The sequence below is a fragment of the Hominisplanchenecus murintestinalis genome (assembly GCF_943193015.1).
In the GTDB taxonomy this organism is placed as follows: Bacteria; Bacillota; Clostridia; order Lachnospirales; family Lachnospiraceae; genus Hominisplanchenecus_A; species Hominisplanchenecus_A murintestinalis.
Map to the genome: position 1 here is coordinate 40,595 of NZ_CALPCM010000017.1, position 19,917 is coordinate 60,511.

The following is a 19,917-nucleotide window of genomic DNA, read 5'->3' on the forward strand; positions in this document are numbered from 1 at the left end:
ATATATTAAAATCAAAAGAAGAATTTGTCAAGAAAAACTTTTTACCGCGAAAATCCGGCACGTTTCTATTCTATCTGCCATTTATCCGTTACCGGCTGTCAACTTATTCTTCCAATTGCTTTTTCAGATACCTCCCCACTACATTTGCAAAGTTCCCGATATTCCGAATATAAGCGAAATCTTTCCCAAAAATCCTCCTTTCTGCCTGCAGATCCTGCTCTTCCCCCACGAACACGCCAAGCACCGCTGTTCCCTGGCTGCGCAGTTTCCGCACCTCGAAAGCCGTATCTTTCACGGCAAAATCCCCAAAGTACGGCTCGGGGTTCCTGCTATTAGGGCGGTTTACGATGATATCATTCGGCCTTCCGTCGCTAAGCACAATGAGTATCTTATGTTCCTCCGGACGCTCCTCCAGTCCCAGCGCCGCCGCGCGGATAGCCAGCCCGTCCCGGTTATTCGAGGAACCATAAAATTCAAAAATCCGCTCGTCTGCTTCCGCTCCCTCGTCGTATTCCCGAAAACGGCGCATCACTGTATAATCCCAAAAGGTACAGAATCCCATGACCCGGTGGGGAATCAGCACCCCGCTGAGCGCCCTGCTGATAATGAATGCCTGAAGCGCTACCTGGCTCTGCCTGGCTCTCTGAGAACCGCTGGCATCAATCAGCACATCCACCACAAAATCCGCGCTGTCCCGCCGGAACTCCCGTTCAAACAGTTTCCGGCTGTCCGTCCGTCCTATCTTCCAAAGCCTGTTCGGAACAATTTTCCCATATTCCCCCAGGCTCACCTCGCGCTCGCTCCGAAGCAGAAGAGAACGTTTCAGAGTATCCCGCAGCAGATCAATGTTCCGCTTTGCCACCCGGTAATTCTGCCGCCAGGTACGCAGATTGATTTCTTTTGTTTTCCGCGCATACTCTGACTGGGAATTCACCCGAACCATATTTGCCAGAATCCCATCCGTAAAGTACAGGGTACAGTCTCCGTGAAGCCCTCTGCATACTTTATAATTTATCCGTTTCTGTTCCTGCCCGCTCAGATAAGAACGTCCGTAGTTCAGTTCGATATAGGAGTACATCTTCTCTATCGCTTCTTCGTCCAGAAAAACCGCGCCGCCCTGCCCCCGCTGCCTCTCTTCCTTTTCCTCCTCGGAAAACTTCGTCATGGAATCTGCCATACGGTTCAGATAACGCTCAAGCTGCTCCTCCCTCATCTCCTCATCCAGATAGTCCTGCCAGTCAAAGGTCTTTAGCTGCTCATTCGTCACGGCCAGCACGGTTTCGAGATTTCCGTGTTTTCTCTCAAATCCCCTATCGATATGCGTATTGTAAAGCCTGTCCACCACTCGGATCAAATCCATTGTATCCGCTGCTCCCTCCAGCGCCGCAATACTTTCCGCCGCTTCCCGGACACGTTTTTCCGCCAGCCTGTTCCCTGTCACGTACCCACGCAAAACCGCCAGCTTCACGCTCCCCATAAAAGAAGCCGCCAGCTTCTCAAACTCCGTATCCAGGATGTCCTCAAACGCACGTTTTCGGATATCCGGCACACCTATCCGCTCCTTTGCAATCTTTGGAAATACCGCACTGTCTACACAGAGCTGCCCAATCTGTACCAGCGAAGTCTCTTCTGCTCCCAGATACACCTTTTTTGCCATATACAACCCAAACAGGTTCTTATCAAAATATCTGGAAAACGCCCCCTGTTTCACGGCGTCATAGATGGAAATATATTTTGACTTAAAAAAGGAAGATACATCCGGCTCTGTGTCCAGCTCATAATCCCCGCTCACTGTCCACATAAGATTCCTGATTCGGTTCTCCACTTCCATCTTGTAACATTCATCCATATATATCCCTGCCCTTCATCAGCTGTTTCACTTTGTATCACAAATCCTCTGCTTTACGCCCTGTTCCGGCAGTCTCAAAATACATCCCCCGCTGTCCAGGAAGCCGGAATTCTCGTCATAACAATATCTTCTATCATTTCACGTTCAAAAATGTCAAAGCATTTATTCGTGATTCCCATGTTGATGGCTTTCTGTGGGCAGATGCCGCCTTTTATAACTTTTACCGCCGCCAGCAGCCCCCTTAAATCCATAGGCTTTGTAGAAATCTCACTGTTCTGCGCTTTAAGCTGCAAATCCAGAAAAAGCCCTGAAAACTGCTCCAGAGCCCCCGTCTTTATCTCCGGAAACGAAGTCTTTAGAATCCGAGCCAAAAGCTCCTCCGTCAAAGGCGGCATATTGATAACCAAAAACCGGGAAACCAACGCTTCATTCAGCTCTTTTGTCCCCGCATAACCATAATTCATCGTGCCGATAAACCTCGCCGCCGGATGCAGCTCGATTTTGTCATACCCCGGCACGTCAATCACTTTCCGATAGTCCAGCGTAGCATGAAGCACCGAAACCGCGTCATTTTTTGCCATATTAATTTCATCCAGGATACCAAAACCGCCGTAAGACGCACACTGGTACACTGGCCCTTTGCGCAGCTTTACTTCATTGTCCTCAAACGTGTCCGTCCCTATCAGCGCACTGCTGTCCGTATTCACATGAAAAGAAATATTATAGACCGGACGTCCAAACAGATACGCCAGATTCTCTGCCAAAATATTTTTTCCTGTCGCCTTGGATCCGCTCAGCAGAATATTTTCCCCCTGTAAAAGTCCTGCAACCGCCATCTCCAGGATTTCTTTCCCGAAAAACGGCATTTCCGGCTTCGCCAGCCTGCTTTTCACCTTTTCCTGCACCGGATATCTTTCCCGAAATCTCTGAATTTCCTGTATCAAAGAAGGGCTGACGCCCTGTTTCTCTAAAAGTTCCTGTCTGTAATCACTCATCATTTCCGATTCCTTTCTTCCCTATATATATTCATTATAGCACGCATTCTCCGTCAAACCCAGACCAAACACTTTAAAAAATTCCCAACGCAAGCAGGACGCATACCTTTACAAGATACGCGTCCTGCTTGCTTCTTCATTTTTATAGCCTCTTTATCCTCTCAACCGCCGCCGCCGTGTTTTCATAACTGCCAAATGCCGTTAACCGGAAATATCCTTCCCCGCTCGGTCCAAAACCTGAACCCGGCGTTCCTACTACGTTAGCCTTCTCCAGCAGGTAATCAAAGAATTCCCATGAAGTCATCTTATCCGGTGTTTTCAGCCAGATATACGGCGCATTCACGCCGCCAAAGACATCATACCCCGCATCTTTCAGGCCTTCGTAAATAACAGCCGCATTTTTCATATAATATGCTACCTGCTCTTTCAGCTGCGCTTTGCCTTCTTCCGAGTAAACCGCCTCTCCGGCTCTCTGGATGATATACGGCGCGCCATTATATTTTGTCCCGTGGCGTCTCGCCCACAGAGAATGTAACATCACATCCCCGCATTTCAAGTCCTTCGGGACTACCGTAAAGCCAAGACGTGTTCCGGTAAAACCGGCGTTCTTTGAAAAGCTGCGGAGCTCAATCGCACAAGTTCTGGCGCCTTCGCACTCATAAATAGAATGCGGTACGCTTTCTTCCATAATATACGCCTCATAAGCAGCGTCAAAGATAATAACCGCCCCTTCCTTATTTGCGTAGTCTACCCATGCCTGCAGCTGTTCTTTTGTGATGGTCGTCCCTGTAGGATTGTTTGGAAAACACAGATAAATAATCCCTGGTGTTTTCCCTGGCAGCTCCGGCACAAAGTCATTTTCTGCCGTACACGGCATGTAAATCACATTGCTCCATGTTTCCGTCCCTGTATCATAAATCCCGGTACGCCCCGCCATAACGTTCGTGTCTACATAAACCGGATATACCGGGTCGCACACTGCGATTTTATTGTCCACACTGAAAATTTCCTGAATATTTCCCGAATCACATTTTGCTCCATCCGAAACAAAAATTTCATCCGCAGAAATATCGCACCCACGCTCTGCATAATCATTTTTTGCAATTGCAGAACGGAGGAACTCATATCCTAAATCCGGCGCATAGCCACGGAATGTCTCTGCTCTGCCCATCTCATCCACCGCACGGTGCAGGCTGTCAATAATCGCAGGAGCCAGCGGCTGTGTCACATCTCCAATACCCAGACGGATAATTTCTTTGTCAGGATTTGCTTCTGAAAATGCCGCCACCTTTTTTGCAATGTTCGAAAAAAGATAACTTCCTGGTAATTTCAGATAATTTTCATTGATTTTAAACATTTTTCTCCTCCTTTTTCTGCTCTTTTATACCTGAATCTCCCCATCAAATACCACTGCCGCAGGACCTGTCATATACACGATATTCTCCTGCTCGTCCCAAAGAATTTTCAAATCGCCGCCCAAAAGCTTAACTGTTACTTCCCCGCTTACATGGCCATTTAAAATCGAAGCGACCGCCACGGCGCACGCGCCTGTCCCGCAGGCCAGCGTCTCGCCGGAACCGCGCTCCCATACCCTCATCTCCAGCGTATGCCCATCAACCACCCGGACAAACTCTGTATTGACTCTGTCAGGAAAACACGGATGCATTTCGAACATGGGGCCAATCTTCTCTATTTCCAGATTTTTCACATCATTCAAATAGACCACTGCATGAGGATTTCCCATAGATACACAGGTCATCCTATATTCCCTGCCATCCACCATAATCGGCGCGTCCAGCACTTTATCTCCGTCTGCGAGAACCGGTATCCCGGATGGGGACAATTCCGGCGCTCCCATATTGACTCTTACCTGAGATACTTTTCCCTCTTCCACAGTCAAATCGAGATATTTTATCCCGCTTTTTGTTTCTACCCGAATACTTGTCTGCTCCGTCAGCCCATAATCATACACATATTTTCCCACACAGCGGACGCCATTCCCGCACATCGCCCCCTCCGAACCGTCCGCATTGTACATCTCCATGCAAAAATCAGCTCTCTCCGAAGGCTTTATCAAAATCAGCCCGTCCGAACCGATTCCGAAATGCCTGTCGCTAACCCTGACAGCCAGCTCTCCGGGGTTTTCTACCTTTTCTTCAAAACAATTCACATATACATAATCGTTTCCTATTCCCTGCATCTTTGTAAATTTCATCCTGTGCTCCTCTTCTCTTTTATTATAAATCTCTGTATCTCAAACCCGGGGCTGCTTTCTATATAGCCGCCATATATCAAAATTTCATAAGGCTGAACACCATCTGAGCTGTCTCCACCAGCGTATTCCCGCTATCCATACTGCACTTCTGGATATAGCGGTGCGCCTCTTCTTCCGTCAAATGATTCCGTTCCATTAGCAGCTTCTTTGCCTTATCAATCATTTTCTTCTCCTCTTCACTCCTACGCCGAGGCATTGCTTTCCGTTTCTTTCTCTGCCGCAAAATAGAACCCGACATCATTTCCAGTGTATTCACCAAATCGTGGACTTTCAACGGAAGCTCCAGAAACACAATATCCCTGCTCTGACACTCTTCCAGTATCCGCGGGGATGCCGCCAGCAACATCTGCATATTCACTGGAAGGCACTCATAAAGTTCTGAATACAACATATCCTGAAACCGATATCCGCAGAGAACGATTCCATCTGACAGATGCTCTGCAAGCTGAAGCGCCTGGGAGCCGCTGCTGCACACTCCCGTTACTTCATAACCGTGCCGTACCAGCAGATTCCTGATATTTTTCGCATCCTCTAATTTCGGGAAAACCACAATGATACTTATCAAGGAACCACCTCCCTGTTTTTATGTCCAAATATCCGCAGCTTCGGCAAAGCTCCTGCTGAGCTGCCCGTCAGATTCTATATAAATACTGTTCCAGTTCCCATGCCGATACATGCCTGCTGTACTGCGCCCATTCTTCTTTCTTTGCGCGGATATAATGCCCGCACAGATGCTCTCCCAGAACATTTTTAACAAATTCATCTTTCTCCAATTCCTGAATAGCCTCCCAAAGGCTGCTTGGCAGAGATTCTATTCCTGCCGCCTCCTTTTCCTCAGACGTCATCTCAAAAATATTTTTGTCTACGCTTTCCGGGGGCATAATCTGATTCCGGATACCGTCAAGCCCGGCTGCCAGACATACTGCCAGCACCAGATAAGGATTTGCAGACGGATCCGGGCACCGCAGCTCCACACGGGCAGATTCTCCCTGCCTGGACGGAATACGGATAAGCGGACTTCTGTTTGTCGCTGACCAGGCAATCGAAGCAGGGGCCTCGAAGCCTGGCACAAGCCGTTTATAGGAATTCACCAGTGGATTAGTGATAGCTGCCATTCCCTTGATGTGCTTCATAAGCCCTCCGATAAAATAGTATGCTTCTCTGCTTAACCCCAGGCTGTCAGATGGGTCCGCAAAAATATTCCTGCCTTCCCTGGACAGTGACATATTCGTATGCATGCCTGAACCATTTACCCCTTCTTTTGGCTTTGGCATAAAGCTGGCATGAAGGCCGTGACGCTTTGCGATTGTCTTTACCGCCAGTTTGAATGTCATGATATTATCCGCAGTCACCAGCGCTTCATCATACCGGAAATCTATCTCATGCTGCGCCGGCGCTGCTTCATGGTAAGACGCCTCGATTTCGAAGCCCATATCTTCCAGCGTCAGTACCATGTCGCGCCTGGCATTCTCTCCCAAATCTACCGGACCCAAGTCAAAATACCCTGCTTTTTCATGGGTAACGGTAGTCGGCTGCCCTGTATCATCCGTATGATAGAGGAAGAATTCACACTCAGGTCCCACATCAAAAGTATACCCCATATCATCCGCCTCTTTTACCGCTTTTTTCAGAATATAGCGCGGATCTCCCTCAAAAGGCTTTCCATCCGGCCGGAATACATCGCAAATCAGCCTGGCCACTTTCCCTTGCTGGGGACGCCACGGAAAAATAGCAAAAGTATCTAAATCCGGGTGCAGATACATATCTGACTCTTCAATCCTCACAAACCCTTCAATTGAAGAGCCGTCAAACCTGCACTGGTTATCCAGCGCCTTGGCAAGCTGGCTGGAAGTGACCGCTACATTTTTAAATGTGCCGAACATATCGGTGAATTGAAGACGGATAAATTCAACATCCTCTTCCTGTACCAATCGTAAAACATCCTGCTTGGTATACTTCATGATAAATCCCTCCTATAAAAAACGCCCTTAGCCAACGCCTCCACGGCAGCGCCAAAACCACTTTTACATAGTTTCGATTAGCGCCTGCAGAGACAGACTAAGAGCGCCTTTGCTCAAATCTTGTCCATGTACCTATATTTCTAGCCCAGGAATGCTGCTCTCCTTACATATTTAAAACCTGACGACCAGGCCTCGCCTACGACAACCCCATTCTGGCTGGAAGAACAATGTACCACGATAAGGCTTCCATCATCATTTTTCCCAATCACCATGCCTACATGGTTCTGATCTCCCGCTGTCGGCGGCGCGTAAAATACCAGGTCTCCCGGCTTTGCTTCACTGCTGTCTATCATTTCCGTGGCATTCCACTGCGTTGTAGTGTGATTTCCGATTCCTCCGTCTGTCCCGCCCAGACCATTATAATACGCCCAGCATACAAACCCGCTGCAGTCCAGTCCGTACCCACGGGTAGTCCCCGTAGACCTGCTTCCGCCTGCCGTAACCGTAGCATCATCGCCCCATCTGGGATCCCAGCCAATCGCATAGGACTTTCCGCCCCAGAAATAGCCTACCTTTCCCACCAGGCTGCATGCCGCTACGGCAATTGCCGCTCTCGCATCTGACACATCGCCGCTCACTTCACTTACTTCGCCTCTTACGAATCCCTTTGCTGCTGTCGCAACCGTACACAGCTTCTTACATTCCTCATCTGTATATTTTGTAAGGACAGCCTTCTCCTCATCGCCTAAATTCTTCAGCTCCGCGTAATCATTTATATCCAGGGAACAGATCTCTGCTTCCAAATCTACTTCCTTAGACAGCTTCTTTGTGATAATCGAACCGCTTCGGACATTCATAAAGAAAAATATCTTTTCCAATTCCTCTTTTGCCCCGGCATTTAGAACCACTTCCTGCTTTCCTGTCTGCTCACGCATCCGGAGAATATAGACCGCCAGCACATCCTGCCAGTTCTCTCCCCGGAACTCTTCCGGCTTATCCAGCCATTGGCAGAAATCCTCCTCAATCTCCTCCATCACCTCTGAAAAGCCTTCCTCAAACGTAAGATGGTAAACCGTGGACAGCTCCTCTAAATAAATCGCATTTCCTGCAATGACATTTGTAGTTAAATCCGCATTTGCATCTGAATGATCTTCCGGCTCCTCCACGTCCTCCGATGGAGAAATGGTCTTGATTTCATTCTTCCTGTCTCTGTCCTGTTTTTCCCTGGCGGCGTCATCCAATTCATTCTCTGTCCCAGGCTCCGTACTGCTGTCAGTTTCCGTTACCGGAGTGGTCTCCGGTTCTGTAACAGATATGTCAGAGTTACTTTGCACCTGTGTCTGCGGTTCCGTCTGCATACGTGTCTCCGACTCACTCGCGGATTCGGTCTGCGGTTCCGTCAGTTCTTCGGTATCGCTTTCTGTCAAATGCTCCGTACCCGATTCTGAATTCACTTCCTGGGCTTTCTCCGTGGCATCCGTCCTTTCCTCAGCGGCAAATGCCACCTGAGGCAGCGTCATAATCATAGCGCCTGCCAGTGCCAAACACCCCATCGTCTTCCTCAATCTCTTTAAATTCATATGTACTCCTTATTTCTGTACGTCCTGAAAGCTAATCTAATCCAAACAAAACTTCTTATCCATTATAGCATTTTTTTCCCAGAATGCAAGGGAATCGTAAAAATTTCACGGCGGCTTTTCTTTGGTAACTTTTCACAAATTTCTGCTTTCCGCAAAATAACACTTGAAGGTTACCTTAGGTCACCTTTTATACTATGTTTATAGAACCCGAAAACAGCCAATACTGTAACCATACAGGTTTACAGGCTCTTCGGAAAGGAGATTTTACAAATGAAAGGAATTATTTTAGCAGGTGGTTCCGGGACGCGGCTTTACCCGCTTACCATGGTGACTTCCAAACAGCTTCTGCCGATTTACGACAAGCCTATGATTTATTATCCCATGTCCGTACTGATGAATGCGGGAATCCGGGATATCCTGATTATTTCTACACCGCAGGATACGCCCCGTTTTCAGGAACTTCTGGGCGATGGCTGCCAGTTCGGCGTCCATCTGTCCTATGCGGTACAGCCCAGTCCCGACGGTCTGGCACAGGCATTTGTCATTGGCTCTGACTTCATTGGGGATGATACCGCAGCTATGATACTGGGCGATAATATTTTTGCCGGGCACGGACTGACGAAACGCCTGAAAGCTGCCGTAAAAAATGCTGATTCCGGAAAGGGCGCTACCGTGTTTGGTTACTATGTGGATGACCCGGAGCGTTTTGGAATCGTAGAATTTGATACCGACGGAAAAGCAGTATCCATTGAGGAAAAACCGGAAAACCCCAAGAGCAACTACTGCGTTACCGGCCTGTATTTCTACGATAACCGGGTTGTGGAATATGCGAAAAACTTAAAGCCCAGCGCCAGGGGGGAACTGGAGATTACCGATTTGAACCGCATCTATCTGGAAAACGGAAATCTGAATGTAGAACTTCTGGGACAGGGCTTTACCTGGCTGGACACCGGAACCCACGAAAGCCTGGTGGACGCCACCAATTTTGTCAAGACTGTGGAAACACACCAGCACCGCAAGATTGCCTGCCTGGAGGAAATCGCATATCTGAACAAATGGATTACAAAAGAAGATGTACTGAACGTGTACGAAGTGCTGAAAAAGAACCAGTACGGCCAATATTTAAAGGATGTCCTGGACGGAAAATATGTGGATATCCTGCGCTAATCAGAAAGGAGACTTTATTATGACTATTATCGTAACCGGCGGAGCCGGATTTATTGGAAGCAACTTTATTTTTCACATGCTGGACAAGTATCCAAGCTACCGGATAATTTGCCTGGACTGTCTGACTTATGCCGGAAATTTATCAACTCTTGAGCCTGTTATGGACAATCCGAATTTCCGTTTTGCAAAGATAAGCATTACAGACCGGAACGCCGTATATAAATTATTTGAGGAAGAACATCCTGACATCGTAGTAAACTTCGCTGCTGAAAGCCATGTAGACCGTTCCATTGAAAATCCTGAAGTTTTTCTCGACACTAACATCAAAGGAACCGCCGTTTTGATGGATGCCTGCCGCAAATATGGCATCCAGCGCTATCACCAGGTTTCTACCGATGAGGTATACGGCGATTTGCCGCTTGACCGCCCGGATTTATTCTTTACCGAAGAGACGCCGATTCATACCAGCAGCCCTTACAGTTCCTCCAAGGCGGCCGCCGACCTTCTGGTTCTGGCATACTACAGGACTTACGGGCTTCCGGTATCTATCAGCCGCTGCTCCAACAATTACGGTCCTTATCATTTCCCGGAGAAACTGATTCCGCTGATGATTGCCAATGCACTGAACGACAAACCCCTTCCTGTATACGGCAAGGGTGAAAATGTGCGTGACTGGCTCTATGTGGAAGACCACTGTAAAGCCATTGATTTGATTATCCACAAAGGACGCGTAGGTGAAGTCTATAACGTCGGCGGGCACAATGAAATGCAGAATATTGATATCGTAAAATTAATCTGCAAAGAGCTTGGCAAGCCCGAAAGCCTGATTACCTATGTGGCGGACCGGAAAGGACACGATATGCGCTACGCTATCGACCCCACAAAAATCCACAGTGAACTCGGCTGGCTCCCGGAAACAAAGTTTGCAGACGGTATCAAAAAAACCATCCAGTGGTATCTGGACAATAAGGAATGGTGGGAAACTATCATTTCCGGCGAATACCAGAATTATTACGAAAAAATGTACGGTAACCGTTAAGGAAGGAGGCATCTGTTAAAATGAAAGTATTTGTAACAGGCGTCAAAGGACAGCTTGGATATGACGTAGTAAATGAACTTCGAAAAAGAAACCATGAAGCCATCGGCGTGGATATTGAGGAAATGGACATCACCGACGCCGCATCCGTAGATACCGTAATCCACAGGGCAGCTCCGGATGCAGTCATCCACTGCGCGGCCTGGACTGCCGTAGATGCAGCGGAAGATACAGAAAATCAGGAGAAAGTACGCCTGGTAAATGCCGTGGGGACAGAAAATATCGCTAAAGTCTGTAAAGAATTGGATATCAAAATGATATATATTTCCACAGACTATGTATTTGACGGTCAGGGAACTGCCCCCTGGCTGCCGGACTGTAAAGACTACAGCCCCCTAAACGTCTACGGAAAGACAAAACTTGCGGGTGAACTGGCTGTGTCGGAATCCCTGTCAAAATATTTCATTGTCCGAATCGCATGGGTATTTGGCAAGAATGGCAAAAACTTTATCCGCACCATGCTGAGCCTGGGTAAAAAATACGAACAGCTCCGGGTTGTCAGCGACCAGATTGGAACCCCCACCTATACTTACGATTTGGCGCGGCTGTTGGTAGACATGGTTGAAACAGAAAAATATGGGTATTACCATGCAACGAATGAAGGCGGCTACATCAGCTGGCATGATTTCACTGCTGAAATCTTCCGACAGGCCGCAGCTATGGGGCACAAGGAATATGAACGCGTCGCCGTAACCCCGGTAACTACCAAAGAATACGGCGTTTCCAAAGCGGCAAGGCCATTCAACAGCCGCCTGGACAAGAGCAAGCTTACAGAAAATGGTTTTACGCCCCTTCCTGATTGGAAGGACGCCCTGCACCGTTATTTAAAGGATTTTAATTTTGAGGAAATATAAGTGTAACGCGGCAATTGCGTTAGAAAAGAGGAAAAAATGGGACAGATTACAGTAGAAAAAAATGTGGGCGGCATCGAAGGACTGTGCGTCATCACTCCCACAGTCCACGGAGATGCCCGTGGGTATTTTGTAGAGACATATAACCGGAAAGATATGGAAGAGGCAGGGCTTACCACGGAGTTTGTACAGGATAACCAGTCCTGCTCCACCAAAGGCGTGCTCCGGGGACTTCATTTCCAGAAAAACTTCCCACAGGGAAAACTGGTTCGCGTTATCAAAGGCTCTGTCTTTGATGTAGCAGTGGATTTGCGCAGCGGCAGCAAAAGCTACGGAAAGTGGTTCGGCATTGAGCTTACAGAAGAAAACAAAAAGCAGTTCTACATTCCGGAAGGCTTTGCACACGGATTCCTGGTGCTTTCCGATATCGCCGAATTCTGTTACAAATGTACAGACTTTTATCACCCCAATGATGAGGGCGGCCTCGCCTGGAATGATCCGGAAATCGGTATTCGCTGGCCGCAGCTTACCGGGACTTATCCGGGTTGCGCTTCTGCCGAAGGCTATCATCTGGAGGACGGAACCTCCCTAAATCTCAGCGCAAAAGACCAGCTTTGGGCCTGCCTGAAAGATACTTTTAAATTTTAATTTTTCGTGCGCAGCCATAACTGCGCACTTTTTTCATTGGAGGAATATCATGGAACTTGAATTGAGGAATATTCATAAAAGCTTCGGGGACAAAAAAGTCCTGGAAGGAATTTCTTTTCACACTACCGCAGGCACGGCATTCGGCCTGCTAGGAAGAAACGGCGCCGGAAAAACCACTACGATACGGATTTTGATGGATGTTTTTCCCTCAAACAGCGGCGAAGTACTTATAGACGGAAAACCCATTGACTATCATGCCGTTGGCATCGGATATCTGCCGGAAGAAAGAGGGCTGTATCCAAAAAAGAAAATCTTTGACCAGCTTATTTATTTCGCACAGCTTAAAGGCATGAACCATTCAAACGCCGCGAAAGCTGTGGACTACTGGCTGAACCGCCTTGGCATGGCAGAATACCGAAACAAACGCCTGGACACGCTTTCAAAGGGCAACCAGCAGAAAATCCAGCTTATCACGGCGCTTGCGCACAACCCTCAAATCGTTATTTTAGATGAACCATTCTCCGGACTCGATCCGGTCAACGCCATGCTTTTAAAGGATGTTGTAAAAGAAGAAATCGCTAAAGGGAAAATCGTACTCTTCTCCAGCCATCAGATGAATTACATTGAAGAATTCTGTGATAAAATCGCAATCTTAAACAGCGGCAGGATTGTCCTGCAGGGCGACCTCCACGAGATAAAAAGGAACTACTCCCGTGACCGCCTTCTTGTCTGCTCTGAAAATAAAGCACAGATTCTCGCAGACCTCGGCTCCTGCTGCACAGAGAATTCCGATGGAAGCCTGATGGTTCAGATGGCCTCGGCAGATGCCAAACAGGATATGATGAAAAAACTGACAGAAACTTATGACATTGACAGCATCCAGGTATTTGAGCCGTCTCTAAACGATATTTTCGTGGAATATGCCGGAACGCAAGAGTAGGAGGAACGATTATGAAACAATTTGGCACAATCTTAAAATTTGAACTGAAAAGCTACTTTAAAAATAAGATTTTCGTGGGCGTCACTGTCTTTCTTATGCTGCTCATTGCGGGTGTAATGTTTTTCCCACGGATTTCCGCTATGCTGGAGAAGCGGGATTCAGAAATTGCTTCTGAACAGGAAAACAGCGCTGCGGAAATTGCTGACGGGCAGGAGACAGACAATTCCTCCGGAGATTCTGTCATATTCGTGCTCACAGATATACCGGAATATGAGGATATGATTCATCAGGCTTTTACAGAAGCGTTTCCGGACTGCAGCGTCGTAACCGCCGAGGAAGACTTTGCCTGGATAAAAGAAAAGGTCGCAGAAGGATTGGCGGAATGTGCTTTTGTTATCCATGACCTGACTTCTTATACTTACTATGTAGACAACCTTTCCATGTATGATTTCAACACGGAAACCGCAGATGAAATTCTAAAGAATCTCTACAGTATCAATGCCATGTCCGCACGCGGCATTTCCCCGGAAGAAGCCGCAGAGATACTTACTTCCCCGGTTTCCCACGAGACGGAAAGCCTCGGGAAAAACCAGGCGGAAAATTTCTTCTATACTTACATTATGATTTTTTCGCTGTATATCGTTATCCTGCTCTATGGGCAGATGGTGGCAACTAATGTGGCGACAGAAAAAAGTTCCCGTGCTATGGAGCTTCTTATCACCAGCGCAAAACCCGCCAGTATGATGTTCGGCAAGGTCATCGCATCCTGCCTGGCCGGCCTTATCCAGCTGACTGCAGTTTTCGGCTCCGCTTTCCTGTTCTTTAACCTGAACAAATCCTTCTGGGCTGATAATACAATCATTACTTCCATTTTTGATATGCCCCTTGAACTGCTGGCGTACATGCTGATTTTCTTTGTCCTGGGCTTTTTCATCTATGCGTTCCTGTTCGGGGCTATCGGTTCAACAGCGTCGAAAGTAGAAGATATCAATACCTCCGTGATGCCGCTGACCATCCTGTTCGTCATCGCCTTTATCGTTGTAATGTCCTCTATGTCCAGCGGATCCGTAGATAACACCCTCATGCTTATCTGCTCCTATATACCGTTCACCTCGCCTATGGCCATGTTTACCCGGATTGCCATGAGCACCGTGCCTTTCTACCAGATTGCCCTGTCCATCGGAGTTCTTGTGGTTTCCGTTTTTGGCATAGGCATATTCTCGGCAAAAATCTACCGGGTAGGTGTCCTGCTCTATGGGACGACGCCAAAAATCGGCTCAATCCTAAAGGCGCTAAAAAAAGCCTGACACTGTTTTCACGTATTTACAGAGCAGGCATACAATACAGAGACGACACTGAGAAAGGAGTCTCTCATGGAAGAAAGAAATGCGTCTTATTCACCTGAGTGTAAAGAACAGAAACATGTCCATGAAATCGTTGGCAGTACCTCCACGGTAGGCGACTGCCGCGATTGCCATAACCATCGTTTCTGCACGGTATCCGGCGAGGCAATCCGTGAAGGAAAAAGCCATGTTCATGAAGTAACGTTCCGCACAGATTTTGCAGATGGCCATTTTCATGAATTCTGCGGCAAATCCTCATGTGCTATCGAAGTGGGCGGCGGAAAACATGTTCATTTCGCAAAAGCCTACACGGACTGCGAAGACGGACACAGACATGAATTCCAGGCGGCGTCACTGATTGACAGCCCGCTTGATTTCAAGTGCATGGATTAACTTAAAAAAGCAGGCGGACAAATCCCGCCTGCACAGGCTATAAACAAAGTTCCTTCAAACGATAGCAAAACGCATCGTAATCTCAAATCCTTTCTGCCATTCTGTCCGGATATGCAGGGTAATCTTCAAATCATCCGCAATTTCTTTTGCAAGATACAGCCCCATGCCCGTTGCCTTTTTCCGCATCATCCCGGTGTCTCCGGTAAAACCTTTCTCAAACAAAAACGGCACCTCGCAATCCCTGACGCCAATTCCATTATCTTCGATGCGGAAAAAAATCCCCTCTTCTTCCTTTCTGGCTTTTATCCAAATTTTAGGCGTCCCTGCAGCTCTGCAATATTTAATAGAATTGCTGATGAACTGGCTCACAAGAAAGTCCAGCCCTCTTCTGTCAGATAACACAAAAATTTCTCCCACATCCTTCTCTACCTGAAATCCTCTTTCCTGCAAAAGAGGATGGTAGTCCTCAAGCACTTCTTCACAACACTCTCTCAAGGAAAGTTGTTCAAACAAATAGTCTTTCCCTACACTTTTCAAGCGGGCATAATACAACATCTGATTCACATGCTCCTGCATCTGATTCCTAACATAATCCAGTTTTCGGCTAACTCTCTCCGGAATCTCCTCCCGGTGGTTATCCATTAGAAATGTCAATAGTGAAATCGGCGTTTTGATTTCATGCGCCCATGCTTCTGTATATTCTTCATAGTCTTTAATCCGCCCTAACAGCTCTTTCTCCCGCGCCTGATTCTCTTTCAAAACTGAAGCAATGCTTCGTATCATTTCCCCTTCCTGAGCGCTGACCTGCCGCAGAACTGCTTGTTCCGCAAAACTGTCTCCATTTTCCAGAAACTCAAGAAACGCCTGCTCTTTCCGCCTCTCAGCCCGGCCAAGTATCCACAAAATGACCAGAAACAACAGGACGCTTCCTAAAACTATTGCAGTTGCCAGAATCCGGAACGCCCTCACATCCGCAAGCCAGAGAAACAGCGCCGATATAACGTCTGTCCCCAGCAGCAGTCCCAGCCATAGGGCATACTTTCGAAAATATTTTATAAAATGCTTCACTTTTCTCCAGTACTCACCTGAAAATCTTTGCATTTCCTGCTCTCCACTCTTATCCATCTTTTTACAAAAACAGCTTATACACCTATTCCAGCTTGAAAGCTTTACTCTTCCACATCTGTCATCATACGGTAACCAATTCCCCTCACCGGCTCTATCCTCTGACCGACGCCCAGATTTTTCATGGTCTTTTTCAGGCGGGTAAGATTCACCTGCAAAGCATTTTCATCAATATACTCTGCTGTTCCCCACAGCGCGTCGCACAACATCTCTCTCGTAACCGTCTCATCCCTGTGCCGCAAAAACATTTCCAGCAGCTTTCCCTGATTTTTCGGCAGAATAACCGATTTATCATAAATATACAACGTATATGTCTGTTCGTCCAGCAAAAATCCCGGTCCTTCCAACAGATTTGCCCGCCCTTCATAACGGCGCAGCAGGTTGGACACTCTTGCCAGAAGCCGTTCTTTCCGGCATGGCTTTGTCAAGTATTCATCCGCTCCCAAATCAAGCGCGTGAAGCTCGTCCTTCATCTGATCTCTGGATGTCAGCACCAATACCGGAAAAGTACTCTTCTGTTTCAGTTCCCGGCAGATCTGAAAGCCGCTGATTCCCGGCAGGTTCAAGTCCAGAAGCACAAGGTTTGGAACTGCCTGCATAATTTCCTGTGGCGCATGAGAAAAGTCCGTCACTGACATCACCGAATATCCGGCTTTTTGAAAGATTTGTTCCAGCTCTTCGCGCATAAACGGCTCATCTTCTACAATCACAATCTTTTTCACAGACAGTCCCCCCTTCTATTCTTCCCGTTCCGGCTCCATCAGCGTAAGAATATACCGGCTGCTGGCTCTGGAAACCGCCTTCAGATAACACCATTCTATCACACAAAGCAGGAAAATCATAGCCAGTGCAATCACCAAAAGCCCTGCCGTCTCATTTCGGATGCTGGAAGGCAGCATCCCACGGAACAGCGCGCGCACACCAAACAGGCTGCTGACTACCGCCGCAAGCGTAGGAAGCCCAAAATACCACCGTATCTGGCTTCTGGCAGAAGCACACAGCATCTCATAGCTGCTTCCCAGCCGGATTAGTGTCCGGTAACGTTTCCCTGTCTTCTGCTGCTGCATTAAAAACTGTACCCCCAGAACTGTATTCGCTACAATCAGGAAAATAAACGCCAAATACAGGGTTAAATAGCTGGCAGCTACCACATAAAACAGCTGACGTCCCATATTCTGAAGATAGCTTTCATACACAAGCCCCGTTTCTCCCAACTCCGCATTTACTGCTGCAATCGCCTGCATCAGCCCCTGATCCTCCACCAGCTCCGGCGCCAGAACCGCATCCCAGTAAATATCATATTCTCCCCCTGTCAGATATTGAAAATCCTCATCCGGCACAATCAGTGCAAAAGACAGCGTAATCGAACTGTCAACCACCAGATTACGGTTCTGTACCTTTCCCGTCATATGCCAGACGTCTCCCGCCATCTCTATTTCCGGTTCCTGGCTCAGAACCCGGTTCATAAGCTCCGCCCGTACTGCGTTTGTAAACTCTTCATCCATATAAACGGAGGCCTGATGAGACTGAAGCTGGATTTCTTCAAGCCCCGCCGCCTTCAGCAGCCTGTTATAGCTTGACAGGGAAATGACATAAGGATAATCCACATACCCCAGATTATTCAAAAGTATCTCTTTTTCCTCTGAATCTTCTTCCTCCGTTAAAAGCTCCATAACACGGGGCATCCTGACAGAAACATCCTGATTTCCTGCGTGTATGTGGCCAACTCTCATCTCAAAAAGCTCTTTAAAGCTGTCTGACAGACCCTTCTTTTTTAAGATTTCAGGCACATTCTCACTCTCCCGCACGCTGAACGTGTAGTCAAGCGTATGGACTTCGCCTGCGCTCCGCCCCCATGCGATAGCTACACCATAACCAAAAAAGCACATCGCCGCCAGAATCAGCAGGGAACTGACTGCCAGGGATACAGACTGATGAATCACCTGCTCCTGCAGCTGGCGGAACTGAAATACACGTAATTTCTTTTTTCCCTGCCGTCCCGCCAAAAACCCCAACGCTACCCGCAGCCCATAAAACAAAAGAAACGTACCAAGAATTCCCAGAAGCATCGTGAGCCCCATTTTTCCCATAGATGTCCAGGAAATCCCACAAATCGCCAGGCGGTAAGCCATTCCCAGCAGCAACATTCCCAGCGCCAGCGCCATAAAATAAATTCCTGCCGGAAGCTGACGCTTGGCACCGTTCGGCGCAGGCGCCAGGAGTCCGCCGATTTCTTTTCCGGCAATTTTCCCGCTCAGCAGGACAAACGCCAGGCATTTTATCAATAAAAACCCTGCAATCGTCAGCCCAACCGCTTCCAGAGAAAATACCGACTGATGACCCAGGATGCCGATTCCCACCAGCCGGGCAGTAATCAGGCTGATCAGTTCCGAAACCAATACCGCCGCCGGAAGCCCCAGCGCCAGAGACAGAACACTGCTCCACAAATCCTCCGCCATCAAAAGCAGGAACAATTTCGTCCTGCGCATCCCCAGCATCAGATAAACCCCAAGCTCATGGCTCCTCCTCTCCAACTGGTACTTGCTGGCAAAATAAACCAGAAAAAACAAAATAAACAGCGTCACGCCATAGAATGCCGGAATCAGAGCCATCAGTTTATCCACCGCATCACTTTCCATCTTTCTCAAAAAAACCATAACGTCCTGTTCCGCCAGGGACAGAATAATATAAAAAGACACAATCGATACCAGCAGGGAAACAAAAAACAGACCGTTTTCTTTCCTGCTCCGCCTGCTGTTCCGCCGTACTAAATCAAAGAACATTTGCGCTTCCCCCTCCCAGCTGTGCCATAACATGCAGAATTCTTTCATAAAATTCCTGCTGCGTCTCCTCCGGAAGCCTCCGTCTCAGTTCATGAAATATTTTCCCGTCCTGAATAAACAAAATCCTCGTGCAGTAACTGGCGGCATTCGAGTCATGCGTTACCATCAAAATCGTAGAATCCTGTTCCCGGTTCAATCCGGACAACTTTTCCATCAACGTCCTGGCATTCCGGGAATCCAATGCTCCGGTGGGCTCGTCCGCCAGAATGATTTCCGGGTTTAAAATAAGCGCCCTGGCCGCCGCCACCCGCTGCCTCTGACCGCCCGACATCTGCGCCGGAAACTTATCCAGAACATCCTCAATTTCCAGATAGCCTGCCAGTTCCCCCATCCTGCTTTCTTTTTCCGGTATTCCATGCAAGGAAAGTGGAATCAGAATATTTTCCCTCCCTGTTAAATTATCCAGAAGCTCAAAATTCTGAAACAGATAGCCTACCTTCCTGCCCCTGTACTCCGCCAGTTCCTTCCCTTTCAAAGATGTAATTTCCGTCCCTCTCATAACAATGTGCCCCTCTGTGGGCGCTATCACAGTCGCAATACAGTTTAGCAGAGTAGACTTTCCCGAACCGCTGCTTCCCATAATTCCCAAAAACTCCCCGGATACCACCTGAAAAGTAATCCCATCCAGAGCTTTTGTCTGGCTTTCACGCTTTCCGTAATATTTTCTTAACGCTTCAATCTCCAATATTTTCTGGTTCATCCAAAGCACCTCCTTGATCTTCTGCCTGTATCATAGCATAAGACGTTTCGAAAAAACACTTACAATGAATGAAAGTTTGTGTCAAGTGTTCGTTGGCACTTTTCTGATTTTCTTTATGAAACTAGTTTTACATAGCCTTTTTATCTCATGC

The 19,917-nt window shown here is 47.7% G+C and carries 18 protein-coding genes; 7 read left to right on the forward strand and 11 right to left on the reverse strand.

The genetic code is table 11. The features are described 5' to 3' along the window. Nucleotides 1-103: 103 nt before the first annotated feature. The 7 genes from NFR99_RS08040 to NFR99_RS08070 all read right to left on the reverse strand — a co-directional run bounded on the left by NFR99_RS08040 (nucleotide 104) and on the right by NFR99_RS08070 (nucleotide 8,660). Complete coding sequence (locus tag NFR99_RS08040) at nucleotides 104-1,849, reverse strand: cobaltochelatase CobT-related protein (protein ID WP_120481147.1); 1,746 nt, start codon at nucleotides 1,847-1,849, stop codon at nucleotides 104-106. A 74-nt stretch (nucleotides 1,850-1,923) separates the two neighbouring features. Next, nucleotides 1,924-2,847: a MoxR family ATPase gene (locus NFR99_RS08045; RefSeq protein ID WP_330642172.1), complete on the reverse strand. Its 924-nt coding sequence runs from the start codon at nucleotides 2,845-2,847 to the stop codon at nucleotides 1,924-1,926. 139 nt (nucleotides 2,848-2,986) lie between these two features. Beyond that, nucleotides 2,987-4,201, reverse strand: a complete 1,215-nt coding sequence (locus NFR99_RS08050; protein ID WP_251353379.1) for an LL-diaminopimelate aminotransferase — start codon at nucleotides 4,199-4,201, stop codon at nucleotides 2,987-2,989. Between the two features lie 24 nt (nucleotides 4,202-4,225). After that, nucleotides 4,226-5,059 (reverse strand): diaminopimelate epimerase, encoded by an 834-nt coding sequence (dapF, locus tag NFR99_RS08055; RefSeq protein WP_251353380.1) that lies wholly within the window; start codon nucleotides 5,057-5,059, stop codon nucleotides 4,226-4,228. Between the two features lie 76 nt (nucleotides 5,060-5,135). Further along, on the reverse strand, nucleotides 5,136-5,684 hold the full coding sequence (locus NFR99_RS08060) for an ANTAR domain-containing response regulator (RefSeq protein ID WP_251353381.1): 549 nt from the start codon (nucleotides 5,682-5,684) through the stop codon (nucleotides 5,136-5,138). 67 nt (nucleotides 5,685-5,751) lie between these two features. Continuing rightward, nucleotides 5,752-7,083, reverse strand: a complete 1,332-nt coding sequence (gene glnA, locus NFR99_RS08065; RefSeq protein ID WP_251353388.1) for a type I glutamate--ammonia ligase — start codon at nucleotides 7,081-7,083, stop codon at nucleotides 5,752-5,754. A gap of 137 nt (nucleotides 7,084-7,220) precedes the next feature. Further along, complete coding sequence (locus tag NFR99_RS08070; protein WP_120481153.1) at nucleotides 7,221-8,660, reverse strand: NlpC/P60 family protein; 1,440 nt, start codon at nucleotides 8,658-8,660, stop codon at nucleotides 7,221-7,223. A gap of 270 nt (nucleotides 8,661-8,930) precedes the next feature. Here NFR99_RS08070 and rfbA point away from each other — a divergent pair, with 270 nt between their 5' ends. The 7 genes from rfbA (at nucleotide 8,931) to NFR99_RS08105 (ending at nucleotide 15,098) form a co-directional block, all read left to right on the forward strand. After that, complete coding sequence (gene rfbA / locus NFR99_RS08075; RefSeq protein WP_251353382.1) at nucleotides 8,931-9,827, forward strand: glucose-1-phosphate thymidylyltransferase RfbA; 897 nt, start codon at nucleotides 8,931-8,933, stop codon at nucleotides 9,825-9,827. Between the two features lie 19 nt (nucleotides 9,828-9,846). After that, a complete protein-coding gene (gene rfbB, locus NFR99_RS08080) occupies nucleotides 9,847-10,866 on the forward strand; it encodes a dTDP-glucose 4,6-dehydratase (RefSeq protein WP_135975975.1) in 1,020 nt (339 codons plus the stop codon). A gap of 20 nt (nucleotides 10,867-10,886) precedes the next feature. Continuing rightward, nucleotides 10,887-11,777, forward strand: coding sequence for a dTDP-4-dehydrorhamnose reductase (gene rfbD / locus NFR99_RS08085; RefSeq protein ID WP_120481156.1), 891 nt, complete (start codon nucleotides 10,887-10,889; stop codon nucleotides 11,775-11,777). 36 nt (nucleotides 11,778-11,813) lie between these two features. Further along, entirely contained in the window at nucleotides 11,814-12,422 is a 609-nt protein-coding gene (gene rfbC, locus NFR99_RS08090; protein ID WP_120481157.1) for a dTDP-4-dehydrorhamnose 3,5-epimerase, read from the forward strand. Nucleotides 12,423-12,471: 49 nt separating this feature from the next. Next, nucleotides 12,472-13,362 (forward strand): ABC transporter ATP-binding protein, encoded by an 891-nt coding sequence (locus NFR99_RS08095; RefSeq protein WP_120481158.1) that lies wholly within the window; start codon nucleotides 12,472-12,474, stop codon nucleotides 13,360-13,362. 11 nt (nucleotides 13,363-13,373) lie between these two features. Then, entirely contained in the window at nucleotides 13,374-14,669 is a 1,296-nt protein-coding gene (locus NFR99_RS08100; protein WP_251353383.1) for an ABC transporter permease, read from the forward strand. Between the two features lie 66 nt (nucleotides 14,670-14,735). Then, nucleotides 14,736-15,098 (forward strand): YmaF family protein, encoded by a 363-nt coding sequence (locus tag NFR99_RS08105; protein ID WP_120481160.1) that lies wholly within the window; start codon nucleotides 14,736-14,738, stop codon nucleotides 15,096-15,098. A gap of 54 nt (nucleotides 15,099-15,152) precedes the next feature. On the opposite strand, the gene NFR99_RS08110 is transcribed toward NFR99_RS08105, so the two are convergent. From NFR99_RS08110 to NFR99_RS08125, 4 genes are all read right to left on the reverse strand, one after another. Continuing rightward, on the reverse strand, nucleotides 15,153-16,199 hold the full coding sequence (locus NFR99_RS08110) for a sensor histidine kinase (protein ID WP_243126497.1): 1,047 nt from the start codon (nucleotides 16,197-16,199) through the stop codon (nucleotides 15,153-15,155). A 68-nt stretch (nucleotides 16,200-16,267) separates the two neighbouring features. Further along, on the reverse strand, nucleotides 16,268-16,945 hold the full coding sequence (locus NFR99_RS08115; protein WP_120481161.1) for a response regulator transcription factor: 678 nt from the start codon (nucleotides 16,943-16,945) through the stop codon (nucleotides 16,268-16,270). A 15-nt stretch (nucleotides 16,946-16,960) separates the two neighbouring features. Next, nucleotides 16,961-19,006, reverse strand: coding sequence for an FtsX-like permease family protein (locus NFR99_RS08120; RefSeq protein ID WP_251353384.1), 2,046 nt, complete (start codon nucleotides 19,004-19,006; stop codon nucleotides 16,961-16,963). Then, nucleotides 18,996-19,766 (reverse strand): ABC transporter ATP-binding protein, encoded by a 771-nt coding sequence (locus NFR99_RS08125; RefSeq protein WP_251353385.1) that lies wholly within the window; start codon nucleotides 19,764-19,766, stop codon nucleotides 18,996-18,998. The genes NFR99_RS08120 and NFR99_RS08125 overlap by 11 nt, the downstream gene beginning before the upstream one ends. Nucleotides 19,767-19,917 lie beyond the last annotated feature (151 nt).

Coding starts and splice junctions, on each gene's coding strand:
- NFR99_RS08040 (WP_120481147.1), bottom strand. CDS start 1,849: ATGGATGAATGTTACAAGATGGAAGTGGAGAACCGAATCAGGAATCTT.
- NFR99_RS08045 (WP_330642172.1), bottom strand. CDS start 2,847: ATGATGAGTGATTACAGACAGGAACTTTTAGAGAAACAGGGCGTCAGC.
- NFR99_RS08050 (WP_251353379.1), bottom strand. CDS start 4,201: ATGTTTAAAATCAATGAAAATTATCTGAAATTACCAGGAAGTTATCTT.
- dapF (WP_251353380.1), bottom strand. CDS start 5,059: ATGAAATTTACAAAGATGCAGGGAATAGGAAACGATTATGTATATGTG.
- NFR99_RS08070 (WP_120481153.1), bottom strand. CDS start 8,660: ATGAATTTAAAGAGATTGAGGAAGACGATGGGGTGTTTGGCACTGGCA.
- rfbA (WP_251353382.1), top strand. CDS start 8,931: ATGAAAGGAATTATTTTAGCAGGTGGTTCCGGGACGCGGCTTTACCCG.
- rfbB (WP_135975975.1), top strand. CDS start 9,847: ATGACTATTATCGTAACCGGCGGAGCCGGATTTATTGGAAGCAACTTT.
- rfbD (WP_120481156.1), top strand. CDS start 10,887: ATGAAAGTATTTGTAACAGGCGTCAAAGGACAGCTTGGATATGACGTA.
- rfbC (WP_120481157.1), top strand. CDS start 11,814: ATGGGACAGATTACAGTAGAAAAAAATGTGGGCGGCATCGAAGGACTG.
- NFR99_RS08095 (WP_120481158.1), top strand. CDS start 12,472: ATGGAACTTGAATTGAGGAATATTCATAAAAGCTTCGGGGACAAAAAA.
- NFR99_RS08100 (WP_251353383.1), top strand. CDS start 13,374: ATGAAACAATTTGGCACAATCTTAAAATTTGAACTGAAAAGCTACTTT.
- NFR99_RS08105 (WP_120481160.1), top strand. CDS start 14,736: ATGGAAGAAAGAAATGCGTCTTATTCACCTGAGTGTAAAGAACAGAAA.
- NFR99_RS08110 (WP_243126497.1), bottom strand. CDS start 16,199: ATGCAAAGATTTTCAGGTGAGTACTGGAGAAAAGTGAAGCATTTTATA.
- NFR99_RS08120 (WP_251353384.1), bottom strand. CDS start 19,006: ATGTTCTTTGATTTAGTACGGCGGAACAGCAGGCGGAGCAGGAAAGAA.
- NFR99_RS08125 (WP_251353385.1), bottom strand. CDS start 19,766: ATGAACCAGAAAATATTGGAGATTGAAGCGTTAAGAAAATATTACGGA.